Origin of the sequence: Bradyrhizobium sp. 61 (assembly GCF_023073075.1) — a bacterium.
GTDB lineage: Bacteria > Pseudomonadota > Alphaproteobacteria > Rhizobiales > Xanthobacteraceae > Bradyrhizobium > Bradyrhizobium barranii.
Map to the genome: position 1 here is coordinate 113,333 of NZ_JADPIU010000014.1, position 15,362 is coordinate 128,694.

At 64.2% G+C, this 15,362-nt stretch carries 14 protein-coding genes and 1 pseudogene; 6 read left to right on the forward strand and 9 right to left on the reverse strand.

Annotated features, from left to right (window positions below; genetic code table 11):
• The first annotated feature begins 194 nt into the window (after positions 1 to 194).
• Positions 195 to 3,608: a VCBS domain-containing protein gene (locus IVB46_RS06570; RefSeq protein ID WP_247309232.1), complete on the forward strand. Its 3,414-nt coding sequence runs from the start codon at positions 195 to 197 to the stop codon at positions 3,606 to 3,608.
• Positions 3,609 to 3,629: 21 nt separating this feature from the next.
• On the opposite strand, the gene IVB46_RS06575 is transcribed toward IVB46_RS06570, so the two are convergent.
• The 5 genes from IVB46_RS06575 to fliL all read right to left on the reverse strand — a co-directional run bounded on the left by IVB46_RS06575 (position 3,630) and on the right by fliL (position 7,424).
• Positions 3,630 to 3,827, reverse strand: coding sequence for a hypothetical protein (locus tag IVB46_RS06575; RefSeq protein WP_247309230.1), 198 nt, complete (start codon positions 3,825 to 3,827; stop codon positions 3,630 to 3,632).
• A gap of 660 nt (positions 3,828 to 4,487) precedes the next feature.
• On the reverse strand, positions 4,488 to 5,249 hold the full coding sequence (locus IVB46_RS06580) for a hypothetical protein (RefSeq protein WP_014494009.1): 762 nt from the start codon (positions 5,247 to 5,249) through the stop codon (positions 4,488 to 4,490).
• 9 nt (positions 5,250 to 5,258) lie between these two features.
• Positions 5,259 to 5,705: a DUF6468 domain-containing protein gene (locus tag IVB46_RS06585; protein ID WP_063982280.1), complete on the reverse strand. Its 447-nt coding sequence runs from the start codon at positions 5,703 to 5,705 to the stop codon at positions 5,259 to 5,261.
• Positions 5,702 to 6,904, reverse strand: a complete 1,203-nt coding sequence (gene fliM, locus IVB46_RS06590; protein WP_063982279.1) for a flagellar motor switch protein FliM — start codon at positions 6,902 to 6,904, stop codon at positions 5,702 to 5,704. The genes IVB46_RS06585 and fliM overlap by 4 nt, the downstream gene beginning before the upstream one ends.
• Positions 6,905 to 6,923: 19 nt before the next feature.
• On the reverse strand, positions 6,924 to 7,424 hold the full coding sequence (gene fliL, locus IVB46_RS06595) for a flagellar basal body-associated protein FliL (protein ID WP_247309228.1): 501 nt from the start codon (positions 7,422 to 7,424) through the stop codon (positions 6,924 to 6,926).
• Positions 7,425 to 7,805: 381 nt separating this feature from the next.
• Here fliL and flgF point away from each other — a divergent pair, with 381 nt between their 5' ends.
• From flgF to flgH, 4 genes are read left to right on the forward strand one after another with little or no spacing between them, the layout of a single operon-like run.
• Positions 7,806 to 8,567, forward strand: coding sequence for a flagellar basal-body rod protein FlgF (gene flgF, locus IVB46_RS06600; RefSeq protein ID WP_247309226.1), 762 nt, complete (start codon positions 7,806 to 7,808; stop codon positions 8,565 to 8,567).
• A 16-nt stretch (positions 8,568 to 8,583) separates the two neighbouring features.
• Positions 8,584 to 9,372: a flagellar basal-body rod protein FlgG gene (gene flgG / locus IVB46_RS06605; protein ID WP_014494004.1), complete on the forward strand. Its 789-nt coding sequence runs from the start codon at positions 8,584 to 8,586 to the stop codon at positions 9,370 to 9,372.
• Positions 9,373 to 9,381: 9 nt separating this feature from the next.
• On the forward strand, positions 9,382 to 10,524 hold the full coding sequence (gene flgA / locus IVB46_RS06610; protein WP_247309224.1) for a flagellar basal body P-ring formation chaperone FlgA: 1,143 nt from the start codon (positions 9,382 to 9,384) through the stop codon (positions 10,522 to 10,524).
• 3 nt (positions 10,525 to 10,527) lie between these two features.
• Positions 10,528 to 11,292 (forward strand): flagellar basal body L-ring protein FlgH, encoded by a 765-nt coding sequence (gene flgH, locus IVB46_RS06615; RefSeq protein ID WP_063982276.1) that lies wholly within the window; start codon positions 10,528 to 10,530, stop codon positions 11,290 to 11,292.
• Between the two features lie 147 nt (positions 11,293 to 11,439).
• Here the strand turns inward: flgH and IVB46_RS06620 are convergent, their stop codons facing one another.
• Positions 11,440 to 12,219 (reverse strand): fumarylacetoacetate hydrolase family protein, encoded by a 780-nt coding sequence (locus tag IVB46_RS06620; RefSeq protein WP_247309222.1) that lies wholly within the window; start codon positions 12,217 to 12,219, stop codon positions 11,440 to 11,442.
• Positions 12,220 to 12,316: 97 nt separating this feature from the next.
• A complete protein-coding gene (locus IVB46_RS06625; RefSeq protein ID WP_247309220.1) occupies positions 12,317 to 13,345 on the reverse strand; it encodes an aldehyde reductase in 1,029 nt (342 codons plus the stop codon).
• A gap of 93 nt (positions 13,346 to 13,438) precedes the next feature.
• Here IVB46_RS06625 and IVB46_RS06630 point away from each other — a divergent pair.
• Positions 13,439 to 13,836: pseudogene (locus IVB46_RS06630) on the forward strand (helix-turn-helix domain-containing protein).
• 297 nt (positions 13,837 to 14,133) lie between these two features.
• Here IVB46_RS06630 and dksA read toward each other — a convergent pair.
• Together dksA and IVB46_RS06640 are read right to left on the reverse strand one after the other, a co-directional pair.
• Positions 14,134 to 14,499, reverse strand: coding sequence for an RNA polymerase-binding protein DksA (dksA, locus tag IVB46_RS06635; RefSeq protein WP_008554760.1), 366 nt, complete (start codon positions 14,497 to 14,499; stop codon positions 14,134 to 14,136).
• Between the two features lie 213 nt (positions 14,500 to 14,712).
• Positions 14,713 to 15,324, reverse strand: a complete 612-nt coding sequence (locus tag IVB46_RS06640) for an NAD(P)-dependent oxidoreductase (RefSeq protein WP_247309218.1) — start codon at positions 15,322 to 15,324, stop codon at positions 14,713 to 14,715.
• Positions 15,325 to 15,362: the final 38 nt, after the last annotated feature.

The window sequence follows — 15,362 nt, forward strand, 5'->3', positions numbered from 1 at the left end:
CCGTCGGGCGAAACGTCAGCAATTCTGCCGTGATCAGCCTGGGCGGAATTCTCAGAAACGACAACTTTTTAGCGGGCATAGCTGAGGTTGCCGGCACAAAATTGTTCCCGATCGCGTGACGCGGCAAGCCGGCCAAGACGCGGCGGCATAGGGCGACGCCTGAGGCCGACCGCTAGGGCAATCGAGGTTGAAAAATGGCCGTCACGTCCACTGCAGAGCACGGGGGCGAGCGCGAAGCCGCTGCGGGCCTGCATCGCCGCGTGAAGACGGCGAAGAGCAATCCTCCTGATGTACCCGCTATTCAATCTCATGAGCGAGCCTCTGCCGGCCGTTTCGGGATGCTGTCGCTCACGGCATTGCTCTTCTCGATGATCAAAGAGGTCAGGGCCGCAGACCCGAACGCAACGTTCCTGGACGACGATACGATTACATACAAGGACTTTGCACACGGCACGTTCGAGCTCACGACCAAGGAATCAATCCCGCGGCACATCATCGTCGAGGACCCCGGACAAACGGTCGTGCTGAGCAAGGTCGGCTCCGGGCTTACCGTGAATCAGCTCGACAACAGCGCGACCCGCATGGAGGAGCTGCGGGTGGCCCAGCAGGAGGCGCTCGAAAATTTCTCGAAGGGATTTGGCAAGAACGGGTCCGGCACGCCTCCGTTCGTCGAATCTCTGCCGCTGGAGCCGATCAATTTCATAGCGCCCGCGGCGCCAAGCGCACTGCTGCCGTTGCAGCCGATCATCGTCACGGTGCCCGACATCATCACGCCCGTGCGGACGCCGCCGATCTTGAATGTGCAGGCGGGCCCGCTTGAACTCGACACGGTCGCGTTCGACGTCTTCGCCGCAACGAGGGGAACCTTCAGCGCCAGCAGCTCCAGCGCCGCGCTGACTTTCGGCATCAGCGGAGGCGCTACGGGCGCTACGGCGCTGGAGGGAGCGATCTACGACGTATCGAAGACCAGCTCTTATGGCACGCTTTATCTGAACAGCTCGACTGGCGCCTATGCCTTCGTTCCCAACAGTGGCGCGATCAACGCGCTGAAGACGCCGACCACCGATAGCTTTGTGATCACCGTGTCCGACGGGTCGCTTTCGGCTCAACAGGCCTTCACGATCAACATCAACGGAGCCGACGACGCGGCGATCATCTCCGGCACGACGACCGGCTTGTCAATCGAATCCGGCGGCGTCGCCAATGCCCCATCCGGCCCACCTGTCACAACCGGCCCACCCGTCACAACCGGCAAGCTTTCGGATATCGACGTCGACGACCCCGCCAACACTTTCGCGGCTGTCAATTCCCCGACGAAGAGTGCGCACGGCTACGGCACTTTTACGATGACCGCCGACGGCGTCTGGAGCTACACGCTCGATCAATCCAACAGCGCAGTGCAGGCTCTGAACGTCGGCAAGACGCTGACAGACACCTTCACGGTGACCAGCATCGGCGGCACCCCGCAGTTGATTACCATCACGATCAACGGCTCCAACGACGCTGCCATCATTTCCGGGACGACGACCGGCACCGTGACGGAAGCCGCGTGTTGGAAGCCCGGGACTCCGATCGCGACCGGCAAGCTTGCAGATACGGATGTCGACAATACTCCCGACAGCTTCACGCCGGTGACCTCGCCCAGGGCGAGCGACCACGGTTACGGCTGCTTCCGGATGACGGCTGACGGCGTCTGGACCTACACGCTCGATGACACCAATTGCGCCGTCCAGGCGCTGAACGCCCACAACACCCTGACCGACACCTTCACCGTGACCACCGTCGACGGCACCGCGCAGGTGGTGACGATCACCATCCACGGCACGAACGATCCGGCCATTATCCACGGCTGCATCACTGGCTCGGTGACCGAGCCCGATTGCAGGGAACACGGCAAGCCGACGGCGAGCGGCAGACTGACTGACACCGACGTCGACAACACGCCGAACACATTCACGCCGGTCACTTGTGCGACACGGAGCGCGGGCGGCTACGGCGCTTTCACGATGACCGCCGCCGGTGTGTGGACCTACACGCTCGACACCACCAACTGTGCCGTGCAGGCGCTTCCTTCCTGCGAGACTTTGACCGACACCTTCACGGTCACGACCATCGATGGGACGGAACAGACCATAGCCATCACAATCCACGGCGCCGACGATCGCGACCATTTCGGCCACGCGGCAGCTCTCAATGCCGCCGATCCGCCCCACGCCACTGCGCCCCCCGAAGACAATGCGGCTGCGAGAGCCTTTGCCGCCGGTCCGACGGTGGCTGCGAGCACCCATGACGCGAACACGGATGGCATCGGCGCCTCCGGCGAAAGTCCGGATCATGGCAAGATCGGCACAAACGGCGGTCGCGACACCTCTCACGACGGGCACGAACAGACCCTTCTTGCCGGCGGCTCCAGAGACGATCATTTCGTCTTTGCCTCGACGTCGAATTCCAGTGCGGCGCGCCCTGATATCATCTCTGGTTTCAAGGCAGACTCTGAGCGGGGCGACCTGATAGCGCTCGGCGCGCTCACCCTCTCCGTTCTGGCACTCGACCCCTCCAGCACGACGGTGCCCGCACATACGATCGCCTGGCTCTACGACAGCTCGGCGAACCAGACCATCGTGTACGTCAATCCGACGGATCAAAGCCTGAGCATCGGCGATTCCAGTCTGGTGGAAATCCATCTCGATGGCTTCTCCACCGTCCAGACGTCGGATTTCATGCTCGCGCTGGAAACGTCGGGTCATGCGATGGCAGCCGCGCCGGCCAATCTGGAACCGGGCGCGGGCAACGACGCGACCGGTAGCCCGACGACGGCGACGAGCCCCTCATCAGGCGAAACCGTCCATGAGCGAGCCGCCCTGATCGACGGAAACGGGCCCGGGCAAGCTGCGAAGGCGAGCGGGTGCACATTCGATGCCGATTGCGAACGGGTTGTCCGGGTCGGGCACACCCAGTTCGTTCAGCCCGACGATACGAACACGCGATCGGACGCGCCCACCGGCGGGAACGTGGCCTCCGCGGTGAGCCACGTGCAGCCCGTCAACCAGCTTCATCCCGCGGCAGTCGCGGAGAATAGGTTCGTATTCGACAAGTTGACACCGTTCGACAACGGCAAGGAGATCGCGCCCGTTCCAGAGAGCGTGGCCGCCAAGGACAGCGGCCCGGTCATACCGTCCACGGTCGACCCAAGCATCGAGTCCGGCCCAGACTCCATCGAGACGTCACACCACGAAAATCACTTGCGCGAGCATCATCATGGGGAGCCGATAGCCGAGAACGGCCTTCCTCGAGTTGCTTCGGTTCATCTCGGGGACTCATTTCATTTCAAGCAGCACGGCTCTGACGGTTCGGGTGACATTGCGCCCGCACCCTGGCACGCGGCGGCCGGACCCTACGCCATCAAGGATGGCGCTTTGCATGGCCACCATTCAGAGCTCAGCGCAGGATGGGACGATCCTTCGGACCCGTCCGGTCATCACGAACATGCTGGCGTCGTCCACGGATTCAGGGCGGCGTCGATGCCTGAGCCGTCCCCGCCGCAAATTGATCCGGCTCACGGCGCAGGCTCAGCTCACGCCCATGTGCCGCACGATCTGATCGTGTGATGTCCGCAGGGCAATTGATCTTCAGTGTTGTTTCCCCGTGCCATCCGATGCGGCGGAGCTGTCCCGATCGGGACAAGCATCGTCAATGTCGCCATCCTCTTCTTGCGGCGGCAATGCATGCTGATGGTCAAGCGCGGATGTCCAGGCCAACGTCATCGCCGCGATGAGCAGCCGATTGACGGCTTCGATTGCGCGTTCTGCTACGGACGAGTAATTCATGGCTTCCGCCCGCACGGCTGATTGCCGATGGCGGGAGCCTAGGACGAACTCTCCAGCACCACTGTACTCCAGTTCACAGTTGCACGCGTCAACTCATCGCAGCCTCAGAAGATGCCGCTTGCTTCAGCTGCACCTGCAACGCGAGCCGACGAGCTTCCTGCGGCAAAGACATCAAGCTCGCGATCACCCCACTCCCCGGCGCGTTTGATCTGCGTACTTGGTTGCCGAGTAGGCTCGCACAACCTCAGAGGTGTTGCGGTCCATCAACGACTCTGAATCAAATGTAATCATTGCGATGCGAATGCGATTGGTCAACTTTTTTGGGGGAGCAATCAATGAGCGGAGAAGCCAACTGCATTGTATGTAGCCAGGCAAGAGCGGTCGTAGCCGTCTTTCCAATTGCGCGGGGCTATGCACTAAAGGTATACGAGTGTTCCTGCTGCCACAGCACCCTTCATCTCGTGACTCGCACGACGAAGGCTGCGCTGATCAGGCAGCACTGCGAGACCCTCCTTCCCGTCGAGAAGCCGCTGAGCGCGACGGGTCCCAGGGTTCAACAGCGGTTCGCGAACTAGACACGCAAGGCGTCCAGCCGCGTACAGGCCGAACGACCGCGCGATTGCGCGCAGGCTGCCGCAGCGCGCCGCGCCTCCGGAGCCTTCAATTCGGCTTTTGCGTCGGCTTGCCGTCGATCTTGGGGAGGTCACCGGCCGCGGCCGATTGATCGCCGCCGCCATTGGCCCGGCGGGCCATCTCGACCGTCAGCCGCTCGGCGGCCTCCGGCGACATCACTCCCATGATGTCCGACATCTTTCGCGGCGCGATCTGCGAGGCGATCTCGATCAGCACGCCCATCTCGAGCCGGTCGAACACCCGCGCGGCATCCTTGGGCTTCATGCCCTCATACATGGTCACGAGGCCCTTCATGCGCTGGGCCTCGGCGGCCTTCTGCTCGGCCTGGGTCGCGGAGATGCGGGATTCCACCGCCTTCATCTCCTCGACCTTGTTTTCGATGCGCTTCTCGGCCGACTTCAGCAGGCTCTCGCGGATGTCGATCTCTCGCTGGCGGGACTCGATCTCCTGGCGGCGTGCCTGCAAGCGCTCCAGGATCGCGCGCTCGGAGGCCGAGACCTGCGGCTGGGCCTCGTCCATCTTGACCACGGTGCCCTCGGGCTTGGTCTCGGGCGCGGCGGGCTTCGGCGCCTCCTTCGGCGCGCCGTGGGTAGATCCCGTGATATCGGGGTCTTCCCGCCCCGTCGGAAAGTTCAGATTCTCCTGCGCCCAGGATTTCTTGATCTGGCTCGGCTGGTAGTCGAAGACATAGCCGCCATTGATCACGAGGCCCACGACCTTGAGCGTGGCGAGCCCTGCGACGGCGACCAGGACGACTGGAATGACGCGGATGTTACGAAAGGATTTCATACCCTGACTTTATGCCGCAAGGCCGTTGGATCGTCGGCGCTCGGAGAAGGCTTCGGCCGCAGCCGCCACCGCCTTCGCCGATGAGGGCTTGGCCGCGGGCACCGCGGCCGCTTCCGGGCTCGCCGCAGGGCGCGCGGCGATCGCAATCTTGGACAGGCGCCGCACCACGTTGTCGGCTTCGCCGAGCTGCTTGTAGAGCTGGTCCGACATCTGCGTCGCCGCCGCCAGCTGGCTGCCGAGGTTCTCGTTGACGTCGCGCACGGCGAGCTTCAGCCCGCCGATCGCGCGCTCGGCGATCTCGGTGGCGGTGATCAGCTCGCCGATGACCGCCTTCAGCGAATGCTCGTCCGCCTTCAGCCGCGTCAGCCGCTTGTTGAGCATGACACAGTAAACGATGGTCAGCATCAGCAGGATAGCCACCAGCGTCTCGATCGCCATTCCCAGGGAGTGGTTCATGGGGCCTCCATCATCTTGTTCTGCTCGTCCACCTTCTCGAACATCGCAAGTGTCGTACTTGGCTTGCGCAGGGGTTTCGTCACCCGTATCGCGACGCGGTCGCCGACCCGGCCCATCCGCCCCTCGGTCAGAGTGACGTCGCCGCAACGCACGGTCACGTTGGCATCCGCGCGCATGTCGAGCGGCAGGGTGTCGCCGACCTTGAGCCGCATCAGCTGCTTGAGCGGGATTTCGGCCTCGTAGAGCACGGCATCGACCGCGATCTCGGCCTGGTTGATCTCGGTGGCGAAATGGCCCTCCCAGATCGTGTCGCGGCCGAATTTTTCGCCCATGAACATCTGGAGCAGGACGCCCCGGATCGGCTCGATGGTCGCGTAAGGCAGCAGCAGCTCGATATTACCGCCGCGATCTTCCATGTCGATGCGCAGGCGCACCAGGATCGCGGCGTTGGCGGGACGGCTGATCGCGGCGAAGCGCGGATTGGTCTCGAGCCGGTCGATCGTGAAGGTCACCGGCGACAGCGGCCGGAACGCCTGCTCGGCGTCGACCAGTACCACCTCGACCAGCCGCTTGACCAGCTCGGTCTCGATCGTGGTGTAGGGCCGGCCCTCGATGCGGAGCTGGCTGGCGCCGCGGCGACCGCCGAGCAGCACGTCGATCATCGAATAGATCAGGCTGGAATCGACCACCGCCATGCCGAAGTTTTCCCACTCCTCGGCCTTGAACACCGAGAGAACGGCCGGCAGCGGGATCGAGTTCATGTAGTCGCCGAAGCGCACCGAGGTGATGCGGTCGAGCGAGACCTCGACGTTGTCGGAGGTGAAATTGCGCAAGGAGGTCGTCAGCAGCCGCACCAGGCGGTCGAAGACGATTTCGAGCATCGGCAGACGCTCGTAGGAGACCATCGCTGAATCGATGATCGCGCGAATGCCGGAATGGTCGTCGAGCGTGACGTCGCCGACCGCGAAGCCGAGAAGATTGTCGATCTCCTCCTGCGACAGCACCCGCTCGCCGGAATTCTTGCCGGCGCCGAGATCGCGGCTGCCGTCCTCGACCATGGCCGCCCATTGCAGGGCCATGGTCTCGGATAGTTCGTTTGCGGCAGCAGCCTTCGCGGCCTCCGCGGGATCCTCGGAATCAAGCGAGGCCTCCCATTGGGCGGCAATTGCATCCTGGTCTGGTTGGTCGGTGCCTGCCATGATCCCTAGCCCGTCATGCTCACTGGATCACGACTTCCTTGAACAGCACCGCGCTGACCTGGATCGGGGAAACCGCCGCATTGACGCGCTTGGTCAGCTCTTCCTTGAGGCGGAAGACGCCGGCGGAGCCGTTGAGGTCGGAGGAGCGCAGCTCGCGCACATAGGTCTGGAAGATGTCGGTGATGCGCGGCATCGTCGGCTTGATCGCCTCGATCTGCTTCTCTTCCTTCAGCTCCAGCACGACCTTGAGCTTGAGATATTGCACGCGCTCGCCGGGCGCGCCGGCGAGGTTGACCATGATGTCGGGCACGTCGACGAAGGCCGGCGGCTTCGGCGGCGGCGCCGCCTCGGCGTGATGCTCGTCGTCGCCATGACGGAAGAAGAAGAACCAGGTCGCGGCACCGCCACCGAGGACGGCGAGCAGACCGACGGCCATGATGATGAGCTTGAGCTTGTTCTTCGGCGGAGCGGCTTCCGCGCCTTCGGCGGCTGCGCCGCCTTCCGCTTCATTGTCTGCCATGGTCGATAGGCTCGCTCATCTCATAAAGGGTCGAAAGAGCGAAGCCTCCTGGCAGACAGTGACGCGATACAAATGCCCCAGCGCAGTGCGCTCCTCTTACACGCAAACGCTACGGTAATAATGGTTAACGGAATCTTTCGATTGGGCCTCCACTAGGAAAAATCTGCCGGGCAAACATGGCTAACAGAACCTTTCTGCCGCCTTCCCGCACCCCTCAAAAATCGACAAAACATTGAAATTACATATTTTTTCGAGTTGGCACGGCTTTCGCTGAGAGAGGACCGAGGCCGGAGGGTTTGGGAGAACCCGGCGGTCTTGTTCACGGGTCGGCCAAGGCGCTTGGGAGAGCGAGGTGGCGGGCTCACTCAGGGGAGATTTCCGATGCAGAACGCGCTTCTGATCGGCTTGTCACGGCAGATGACGTTGGAACGGCAGATGGATGTCATCGCCAACAACGTCGCCAATGCCAACACCAACGGCTTCAAGGCCGACCATTCGCTGTTCGAGGAATTTCTCAACTCGAACGCGCGTGAGGACAATTTCATCGCGTCCGACCGCCGGGTCTCCTATGTGCAGGACCGCGGCACCTTCCGCGACGTCGGCCAGGGGCCGATGGAGCCGACCAACAACCCGCTCGACATGGCGATCGACGGCAACGCGTTCTTCGCGGTGCAGGCCAATGGCGGCGAACGCTACACCCGCGACGGCAAATTCTCGCTCAACAGCACCGGCCAGCTCGTCACCTCCGACGGCAACCTCGTGCTCGGCACTGGCGGCCCGATCACCTTCCAGCCCACCGACCACGACATCAATGTCGCACCCGACGGCACCGTCACGGTACTCGAGGGCACCGCCAAGACCGACTCGATCCGCGGCAAGATCCGCATGGCTGCGTTCGACGATGCGGCGAAGCTGACCAAGCTCGGCGCCAACCTCTACGACGTCGGCTCCGCGACCCCGCAGGCCATCACCAAGTCGACCGTGCGCCAGGGCTACGTCGAGAAGTCCAACGTGAACTCGGTCGGCGAGATGAGCCGCATGGTCGAGGTCATGCGCAGCTACACCGCCATCGCCAACCTGCTTCAGCAGCAGAGCGACCTCCACAAATCGGCGATCGAGAAGCTCGCCGACGTTCCGGCCTGATTAGGGGATCACTGACATGCAAGCGCTCCACACCGCTGCGACCGGAATGGCGGCCCAGGAACTCAACGTCCAGGTCATCTCCAACAACATCGCCAACCTGCGCACCACCGGTTTCAAGAAGCAGACGGCGGCGTTCCAGGACCTGATCTACGAGCACGTCCGCCGCGTCGGCGCGCAGGCCTCGGACCAGGGCACCATCGTGCCTGTCGGCGTCGACATCGGCGGCGGCGTCAAGACCGTCGGCACGCCGCGCAGCATGACGCAGGGCACGCTGTCGCAGACCGGCAACGATCTCGACCTCGCGATCTCGGGCGAAGGCTTCTTCAAGATCCTGATGCCCGACGGCACCTTCCAGTACACCCGCGACGGCACCTTCCAGATGGACAACCAGGGCCGCGTCGTCACCGCGCAGGGCAACCCGGTGCAGCCGACCATCACCATCCCGAACAACGCCTCCGGCCTCGCCGTCAACGAGCAGGGCCAGGTCTCGGTGACGCTGCCGGGTTCGTCGACGTCGGCCGTTCAGGGCCAGATCGGCGTGACCCGCTTCATCAACAAGGCGGGCCTCCAGCCCGTCGGCAACAATCAGTTCGTCGAGACGCCCTCTTCCGGCCCGCCGCAGGACGGCACCGCGAACTCCGAAGGCTACGGCAAGGTCACGCAGGGCAGCCTGGAGCAGGCCAATGTCGACGTCGTCTCGGAGATGAGCGACCTGATCGCCGCGCAGCGCGCCTACGAGATGAACGCCAAGGTCATCAGCGCCGCCGACCAGATGATGCAATCGACCACGGCGTTGTTCCGCTGAGGTATGACGATGATCCGCACCACCCTCGCCACGATCTCCGCTCTCCTGCTGCTGGCGCTGCCGGCGCAGGCCGCCGACGATTTCATCGCAGCGCCGACGCTGCGCGCGAGCGTCACCGTGACCTCGGACGTGGTGCGGGTCGGCGACCTCATCGACAATGCCGGCTCGGCCGCGCTGATCCCGGTCTACCGCTCGCCCGATCTCGGCACCACCGGCGCGCTGCCGGTCGCGCATGTGCTGTCGGTGCTGCGCGCAAAACAGGTCATCGGCGTGATGACCGGCGACATCAAGGAAGTCCAGGTCACCCGCCTCGCCCGCACGCTCGCCAACAAGGACCTCGAAACCGCGGTGGCCTCGGCGCTCGAGCGCCGCTTCGGCCTTGGGGAAGCCGCCAACATCGCCGTCACGTTCGACCGCGGCGTCGCCGACATGCGGCTCGACGCCTCCAACAGCGGTGCGCTCCAGCCAGTCGCAACCCGCTATGACGCCCGCAACGGCCGTTTCGACATCGCCTTCGAGATCAACAACGACAACAATCCGACGCCGACCAAGCTGCGCTTCACCGGCACCGCGATCGAGACGGTGGAAGTGGCCGTGCTGACGCGCGACATCGACCGCGCCGATCTCCTGAAGTCCTCCGACATCGCGCTGGAGCGCCGGCCCAAGGCCGAAATCACCGGCGAGCCCGCCTCGCGCGATCGCACGCTCGGCATGCAGCTGCGCCGGCCGATGCGGGCGGGCATGCCGATCCGCGTCGCCGACATCGTCAAGCCCGACTTCGTGTCGCGCGACCAGAGCGTCACCGTCATCTACCAGGTCCCCGGGATCTACCTCACCACGCGCGGCAAGGCGCTCGAAAGCGGCGCCGAGGGCGACACCGTCAGCGTGCTCAATCTCCAGACCAAGCGCACGCTGGCAGGCATTGTCACCGGTCGCGGCCAGGTGACGATCCAGGGCGCGAGCCAGTCCGCGCCGATGGCGCCCGCGGTCGAGCAGACCTCCTCGCTCAAGCGCGACGAAACGCCTACCCCCGCGGCCGCTGCTGCTGCGCTCGCACAGAGCCTGATCCAGGCCCCCGCGTCTCCGGCTCAGATCGCCCAAGCCCATATTCCGCAAGTTCGCGTCCCGCAAGCTCCAGCCAAGTCAGAGTAAGTCATGTCCAGGTTCAGTTCGGCTTCCCGCCTTCGTCGCGTCGCGATCTCTGGTCTGCTGCTGGCAGTTTGCGCGCTGGCGAGCGGCTGCTCCTCGATCGACCGCCTGTCGCAGATCGGCGAGCAACCGAAATTGTCGGCGATCGACAATCCGACGACGCAGCCCGGCTACAAGCCGGTGCAGATGCCGATGCCGAAGCCGGAAGTCGCCTCCTACAATCCGAACTCATTGTGGCGCAACGGCAGCCGCGCCTTCTTCAAGGACCAGCGCGCGACCCATGTCGGCGACCTCCTGACCGTGACCGTGAACATCACCGACAAGGCCAACATCGCCAACGAGACCCAGCGCAGCCGAACCGCCAAGGAGGATTCGGGGATTACCGATTTCATCGGCAGCAAGACGGTCACGCAGCCGCTCAAGATCCTGCCCGGCCGCCTTCTCACCACCGACTCGACATCCTCCGCCGACGGCAAGGGCTCGGTCAATCGCACGGAGGCCTTGCAGACCAACGTCGCCGCGGTCGTGACCCAGGTGCTGCCGAACGGCAACCTCGTCGTCGAAGGCAAGCAGGAGATCCGCGTCAACTACGAGATCCGCGAGCTCATCGTCGCCGGCATCGTCCGCCCCGAAGACATCCAGAGCGACAACACCATCGATTCCAGCAAGATCGCACAGGCCCGCATCGCCTATGGCGGCCGCGGCCAGATCACGGACGTGCAGCAGCCGCGCTACGGTCAGCAGGTCATGGACGTGCTGTTGCCCTTCTAAGCCTCTCCCGAGCTCCCACATCGTGTTCGCGAACCTAGGCGCGAACGACGATGTACTACGCGGCCCTCGCTAGCTCCCCTGGCGAGGGCCGCATGTATTTTGTAAAGCCGATTGGTACGACTGACGGCGGGGATTGCCGTAGCAGCCTCAAGTAAACTCCGCCTCGACCGTCCCCAGCCCGTCCAGCTCCATCCGCACCTTGTCGCCGGCCTTCAGCCACAGCGTTTTCACCAGGCTGCCCGTCAGCACGAGTTGCCCCGCGTGCAGACCCTTGCCTTCGGCGGCGAGGTGGTTGGCGAGCCAGGCGAGTGCGTTGTGGGGATGGCCGAGCACGTCGGCGCCGGTGCCGTGGCTGACCTCTTCGCCATTGACGATGGCGCGGCCCTTGACCGCCTTCAGATCCGGCACCGACGAGCGCGGCACCGCCTCACCCAGCACGCAGCCGGCGGCGAAGAAATCGTCGGCGATCAACGTCGGCGCACCCATCGACTCCCACTTCACATAGCGGTCGTCGACGATCTCGATCGCGGGATGATAGAACTCAACGGCCTCGCCGACCCATTCGGCCGTGAACGGCGCCTCGCCGGCGGCGAGGTCGCGCTTCAATCGCACCGCGATCTCGCACTCGACGCCGACACGGACATAGTCGGCAGCCGCGAGCTTGGCCCCGCTCTCGTACACGCCCTTCTGGAACACGCTGCCGCCGCAGGGATGCGGGATGCCGATATAGTCCTGCATCACCTGACTGGTGCAGCCGATCTTGTAGCCGACCAGCGGCCCGACATGCGGCAACAGGAGATCGTGCAGCGCGCGCTGGACCTGATAGCCCTCGGCTTCGTCAGCCGGCGGATGGTCCAGGGCTGCGAGCGGCGCACGGTTACGGCGCGCGAGTGCAATCGCCTTTGCGGCTTTGAGAATCTTGTCCATTGGCGCCGGCTCCCACGCTACGCAATTGAGGTCGGCACTTCAGCATCCCCGCCGCGGCGTGACAAGCGCGGGCCAAGGGACGGCCCACGGGGCGCCCTCAGCGCTTCACGAGGCCGAGCCGGATCAGGCTTTCGGCCGTCGCGAGGATCGCCTCGTCGTTGGAACGGGCCTGCCAGCCAAGCAGCGACCTCGCCTTGGCGCTGGTGGAATGCCGAACCCTCCCAAGCATCGGCACGACCGCGCGCAGCAGCGGAATCCGGTTCGCGGCCAGCCGCACCAGCCAGTCCGGGGCCTGGAGCCGCGGAACCCGGCGCGCCCTGGGTCCGAGTTCCCGCCGCAGCACCCTGGCGATATCGAGGATCGACATCGTCTCGCCGGAGACCGCGATGAAGCGCTCGCCCCTGGCCTCCGGCGCCGTCATCGCGCGCAGGTGCAAATCGGCCACGTCGCGCACGTCGACCACGCCGAAATAGACCCGCGGCACCGCCGGCATGGCGCCGTCGAGCAGCGATTTGACGATCTCGATCGAGCCGGAGAAGTCCGGCCCCAGTACGGGGCCAAAAATGCCGGCGGGATTGACGACGGACAATTCGAGCCCGCCGCCCTCGCGCGCAATGAAATCCCAGGCCGCCCGCTCGGCCAGCATCTTGGATTTGATGTAGGGCTGCACGTCGGCGCCGTCGAGATTGGTCCAGTCGGTCTCGTCGAACGGCCTGTCGCGCGCCGGATGGCCATAGCCGATCGCGCCCAGCGACGAGGTCACGACGGCCCGCCTGACGCCGGCCTCGCGTGCGGCACGCAGCACCCGCAGCGTGCCGTCGCGGGCCGGGATGATCATCTCGTTCTCGTCCTTGGGAACACTGGTCGACAATGGCGAGGCGACATGGAGCACGTAATCGCAGCCGGCGACGGCCTCGCGCCAGCCGTCGTCCGCGGTGAGATCGGCGGTGAAAAAGGACAGGCTTTCGGGCGACGCAGCCCCGCCCTCGCGCAACATCGCCAGCACGTCGGCCTGCCGGTCCGGGCGGCGCACCGTGGTCCGCACCTGATGGCCGGCGGCCAGAAGCTGCAGGACAACATGGATGCCGACGAAGCCGGACCCGCCGGTGACCAGAACAATGCTCATTGCCGAATTCCCCTCCTTGCGCAGGCGGGCGAATTGGTTCCGCCACCCTGCTCAAGGCCGCATCTGGTCACTATCTCCCGGGGAACAAGTAGAATGGATTTCGAGACCGGTATGGAAAACCTGACCATCGTTTGCGACGGCGACTGCGATTGCAACCCCGACCCTGCCCTGCTCGCCGACTTCAAGCGGGCCATTCATGCGCTTGGCGGCAAGTGGAAGCTGGAGATCCTGTTCGCGCTGACAAACGGCGCCGTTCGCTTCGGTGGTTGCGGCGAGCGATCGGCGGCATCACCCAGCACATGCTGACCACGCAGCTGCGCGAGCTTGAGCAGGACGGCCTGGTGTCGCGAACCGTCTTCGCGGAGAAACCGTTGAGGGTCGAGTACGAGTTGACGGATGCGGCCTACGGCCTGTTGCCGGCGTTTAAGGAAATATTGAGCTGGTCCAGGCTTTATGGCGATGCGCGCCTTGTGGCGTCGCAGCAAGCCTGATTGCAGCCAAGCCTGATTGCAGCGATGTGTGAGGCTGCCGGATCGTTGCCTCAGCATTCGAGTCGATCTCGTTGATGCGACTCGCAAAACCTCCCGCACCTGAAGTGAAGGCTGTTTCTCATCGGAACTTACGTGAGCTCGGAGGAAGTGACTCCAGCCCATTGATCGTGATTCACTTTTCACGATCGCGCCTGCGCTGATGCGCGTCACGGCAAGCGGCAGACAAAATGCTGATCACGGCGCTCAAGCAGCACCGTGCGTCCAAAAACAAAGAGCCGCATCGCTGCGGCTCGGACTCTATTCGTCGCGGTAGACCTTCTCGCGTTTCTCGTGGCGCTCCTGCGCTTCCACCGAGAGCGTCGCGATGGGCCGGGCTTCGAGCCGCTTCAGAGAGATCGGCTCGCCGGTGTCCTCGCAATAGCCGTAGGTGTTGTCCTCGATACGCTGGAGCGCGGCGTCGATCTTGGCGATCAACTTGCGCTGGCGGTCGCGGGCGCGGAGTTCGATGGCGCGGTCGGTTTCGGACGATGCCCGATCGGCGAGATCGGGGTGGTTCACGTTCTCCTCCTGCAGAGCCTGCAGCGTGAGCTTGGACTCTTTGAGGATCTCATCCTTCCAGGCGAGGAGCTTCAAACGGAAGTACTCCTTCTGCCGGTCGTTCATGAAAGGCTCTTTTTCGGTCGGTCGGTAGTTTTTCAACTTTTCCAAGGGCGGCCTATCTGTCTAAGCAACGACTCGCAACGGAACGGGGTCCGTTAAGCCGGGCTTATATAGCGGCCTCCTGTGACAGACAATATTTCCCTGATCGTTCGGTTAGCGCCCCCAAGCCCTTGCACAGGAAGGTTTATCCTGGAGAACCCGGGGGCGGCCGAAGGCCTAGTAACCGACCGTGAAACGCTGCCTCGGATGGGCCGGTCGCTCGATCTCGTCGGCGAGCGCAATGGCGTAGTCGGCGAAGCTGATCCAGCTTTTCCCGTTCGCATCTGCGAGAAGCTGATCGGTCCCGAGCCGGAACTTGCCGGTTCGCTCGCCCTCGATGAAGAGGGCCGACGGCGAGATGAAGGTCCAGTTCAGGTCCTTTTCCTGTCGCAGCAGGTCAAGGAAAGCCCCGCCCGCCTCCGCTTCGGCCTTGTATTGGGCTGGAAAACCGGGGGTTGTAACCAGTTTGACGCCGGGAGCGACTTCCAGGCTGCCGGCACCGCCGACAACGAGGTAGCGACCAACGCCGGACGCCTTCGCCGCGCCGATCAGCTTGAGCGGGTCGCTGGCCAGGAAGTGCACGGAACTCACGGCGACGTCGTGCCCGGCCCACAGCCTGGCAAGGCCGGCCTGGTCGAGCACGTCGCCCTTGGTGGACGTGACGTTCGGCAGGGTCGCGATCTTCTCGGGGTTCCGGGCGATCGCCGTGACCGCATGGCCGCGGCGCGACAGTTCCTTGGTGATCTCCGACCCGGCCCGGCCCGAGGCGCCGGCGACTGCGATTTTCATGGAAGGCTCCTTTGCTTCTTTTGGTAACTAACAGTTAC